The organism is Mesorhizobium sp. M7A.F.Ca.CA.001.08.2.1, assembly GCF_003998455.1.
Lineage (GTDB): Bacteria > Pseudomonadota > Alphaproteobacteria > Rhizobiales > Rhizobiaceae > Mesorhizobium > Mesorhizobium ciceri.
Genome location: NZ_RZPW01000739.1, coordinates 1 through 3,055, shown reverse-complemented (window position 1 = coordinate 3,055; position 3,055 = coordinate 1). Strand labels below are relative to the sequence as shown.

Sequence of the window (3,055 nt, the reverse complement as noted above, 5' to 3'; positions counted from 1 at the left end):
GGTCAACACCATGCCGTTCTGGATGCTGCTCGGCGGCCATTTCCTGCTCGGCGAGCAGATCACGTTGAGAAAATTCCTTGGCCTGCTGCTGGCCTTTGCCGGCCTTGCCGCGGTGTTTTCCGACAAGCTTGGCGGCGGCGGAGACATGCTGTTCGGCGATCTGCTGAGCCTTGGCTCCGGATTCTTCTGGGCTTTGACCAACATCCTCATCAAGCGGTCGAAGCTGGTTGAGGCGAGCGCCGAGAAGCTGCTGCTTTACCAGCTCGCCGGGGCAGCGATCGTGGGCGTATTGGTGCTGCCTCTCGCCGGCCCGCCCGTTCGCGACCCGACCGTGCTGCCGACCTTGGCGCTGCTTTTCCAGGCGGTCTACATCGTCGCCTTCACCTATGTGCTGTGGTTCTGGCTGCTGCGGCGCTATCCGGCGTCAGGCCTGTCCAGTTTCACCTTCCTGTCGCCGGTTTTCGGCGTGCTGTGCGGAGCCATGTTCTTGAATGAGCCGCTGACCATGCGCATTTTCTTGGCACTTGGCCTGATTGCCGCCGGCCTGATCATCGTCAACCGGCCGGCGCGCAAGCTGACGCCGGTGTAAGAGAGACCTTCATGCGTGACATCCTCAACGACCTCGAAGCGGGCAAGTATCTCTCCGACCCGGATCCTGTGCGCCGCGCCCAGATCCAGATGAAGACGCCTCTGCCCAAGCGCTTCTACAAGGCCGCCTCTGTGGCACCTGTCGACAATGGCTTTGCCGTGCATCTCGACGGCAAGCCGGTGCGGACGCCGGGCAAGGCGCTGCTGGTGCTGCCGACCGAGGCAGCAGCCGCGCTCGTCGCCGACGAGTTCGCCGCCCAAAGCGAGACCATCGATCCGGTGAGGATGCCGGTGATGCGCCTCGTCAACACGGCCATCGATGGCGTCGCCAGCGACCCGCAGGCGGTGCTGGAGGATATCCTGCGCTTTGCCTCATCCGATCTCACCTGCTATCGCGCCGACGCACCGCAAGGGCTGGTGGAGCGGCAGAATCAGCATTGGGATCCGGTGATCGACTGGGCGAGGACACTCGGAGCACGTTTCAATCTGGCCGAGGGCATCATCCATGTCGAACAGCCGCGCGTGACCATCGCCGTGCTGGGCAGCCATCTTGCCCAGCGCGCCGAGCCGCTGCGGCTCGCCGCCATTCATGTGATGACGTCGCTGACCGGTTCGGCGCTGCTGGCGCTGGCTGTCGATTTCGGCGAGATCGACGCTGAGGCTGCCTGGGCCGCTGCTCATGTCGACGAGGACTGGCAGATCGAGCATTGGGGGCAGGATGCGGAGGCCGTTGCCCGCCGCGCGGCTCGCAAGCGCGACATGATGGCTGCCGCCGGCCTGCTGCAAGCGCTCAAGGGCTAGGGGTTTCCCAACTCGCCCGGTTTCATCCCGCAGCGCACCTAATACCAAAGTCATAATCCCAAAGACGCGCTGCCTTTGGCGGGCGCTTTCTGTCATTTTTCCCCGATGGCTGTCGTTGAGTCCGTGCTCGGAGGAGAACGCGGACAGTGTCGCGCAGCATTGAGAACGGGTCTCACGGGAGGATAACGCAATGGCAATAGCATCGACCGCCGGCGGAACAAGCCGCGGCATGACGCGGGAAGAGAAGAAAGTCATCTTCGCTTCCTCGCTCGGCACCGTTTTCGAATGGTATGATTTCTATCTCTATGGCTCGCTGGCGGTGTTCATCGGTTCGACCTTTTTCAGCCCAGCCATTCCGGAAGCGACCCGCAACATTTTCGCGCTGTTGGCTTTCGCCGCAGGCTTCCTTGTGCGCCCGTTCGGCGCACTGCTGTTCGGCCGCATCGGTGACCTTGTCGGCCGTAAATATACTTTTCTTGTCACCATGACGATCATGGGCCTATCGACCTTCCTGGTCGGCTTGCTGCCCGGCTATGCCACTTTGGGCATCGCCGCTCCCGTGATCCTGATCATCCTGCGCATGCTGCAGGGCCTGGCTCTGGGTGGCGAATATGGCGGCGCGGCCACTTACGTCGCCGAACATGCGCCGGACAACCGGCGCGGCTACTACACCTCGTGGATCCAGACCACCGCGACGCTCGGCCTGTTCCTATCGCTGGTTGTGATCCTGATCGTACAGGCTTCATTGAGCAAGGAAAACTATGCTGCCTGGGGCTGGCGTATTCCGTTCATCGTGTCTTTCCTGCTGCTCGGCATCTCGATCTGGATCCGGCTTTCGCTTTCCGAATCCCCGACCTTCCAGCGCATGAAGGATGAGGGCAAGGGCTCCAAGGCGCCGTTGACGGAAGCCTTCGGCCAATGGAAGAACGCCAAGATTGCACTGCTGGCGCTGCTCGGCCTCACCGCCGGTCAGGCCGTGGTCTGGTACAATGGCCAGTTCTACGCGCTGTTCTTCTTGACCAACGTGCTCAAGGTCGACGCGCAGTCGGTCAACATCATGATCGCGGTCGCCCTGGCGGTCGGTTCGATCTTCTTCGTCGTCTTCGGCTGGCTCTCCGACAAGATCGGCCGCAAGCCGATCATCATGGCGGGCCTTGCGCTGGCGATTGTCTGCACCTTCCCGCTGTTCAAGGCACTGACATGGGCTGCCAATCCGGCACTCGCCACGGCGCAGCAGAACACCAGGGCGACGGTGACCGCGGCGCCGGGCGACTGCAAGTTCCAGTTCAATCCGGTTGGCACGGCGAAGTTCACGACATCCTGCGATATCGCGACTTCGTTCCTGACCAAGAACTCGGTTCCCTATGACGTGGTGTCGACGGCTGCCGCCGGCACACCCGCATCTGTCAAAATCGGCAACGAGACGGTCGAGTCCTATGACGCCATCGCCGCCGGTGATCAGGCCAAGGCCAAGGAAGCGGCCTTCATCAAGGCCGTCAATATGTCGCTGCAGGACGGCGGCTATCCGCTGAAGCGCGCGGCAGCCAAGGTTGCGGACCAGAAGCTCGATGCGTTTGTTGCCGCCAACCCGGAACTGAAGCTGGACGCCGCTGCCATCCGTGCCGGTGAAAAGGCGACGGTGCCGATCGACCAGGCGGTCAAGGAC

3 protein-coding genes are annotated in these 3,055 nt (G+C 62.5%); all 3 read left to right on the top strand.

Annotated features, from left to right (window positions below):
* The coding region (locus EN914_RS30005) for a DMT family transporter (protein ID WP_164779013.1) at positions 1-589 on the top strand (589 nt) is incomplete at its 5' end.
* Positions 590-600: 11 nt separating this feature from the next.
* The gene (locus EN914_RS30000; RefSeq protein WP_024505074.1) at positions 601-1,389 is read left to right on the top strand and encodes an ATP12 family chaperone protein; all 789 of its coding nucleotides are present in this window, start codon (positions 601-603) and stop codon (positions 1,387-1,389) included.
* A 190-nt stretch (positions 1,390-1,579) separates the two neighbouring features.
* Positions 1,580-3,055, top strand: a 1,476-nt coding sequence (locus tag EN914_RS29995; RefSeq protein WP_127389467.1) for an MFS transporter, incomplete at its 3' end; no start/stop codon positions are given.

Bases quoted from the DNA above. Each gene is read 5' to 3' on its own strand.
- EN914_RS30000 (WP_024505074.1), top strand. From the start codon at position 601: ATGCGTGACATCCTCAACGACCTCGAAGCGGGCAAGTATCTCTCCGAC.